Origin of the sequence: Vibrio sp. 10N.222.49.C9, assembly GCF_041474985.1 — a bacterium.
GTDB classification, from domain to species: domain Bacteria; phylum Pseudomonadota; class Gammaproteobacteria; order Enterobacterales; family Vibrionaceae; genus Vibrio; species Vibrio crassostreae_C.
In genome coordinates, this window is record NZ_JBFRVD010000281.1 from 1 (window position 1) to 272 (window position 272).

The 272-nt window shown below is 43.0% G+C and carries 1 protein-coding gene; it reads left to right on the plus strand.

The window, feature by feature from the left end; all coding sequences use genetic code 11:
• Positions 1–261 (plus strand): LuxR C-terminal-related transcriptional regulator (locus AB4585_RS23140; protein ID WP_372171137.1); only part of this gene is annotated, 261 nt, incomplete at its 5' end.
• Positions 262–272: the final 11 nt, after the last annotated feature.

Sequence of the window (272 nt, forward strand, 5' to 3'; positions counted from 1 at the left end):
AGCCGTGGGGTTACCGATCAATTGCTGTCCTATTATCAGTCGGTGCTGATTCGCTATGCCCCTCCACACACGATTAATTTAACTCGTCGCGAAATGGAAGTGCTTGAAGCATTGCGAATTGGCAAATCAAACTATGGCTTAGCTGAGCAGTTGTTTATCAGTGAGCACACCATAAAGTCCCATCTATATAAAATATTTCGCAAGATTAAGGTCAAGAACAGAGAAGAAGCGGTTGTCTGGGCCCATCATTTCTTACCATAAAGTGACAATAC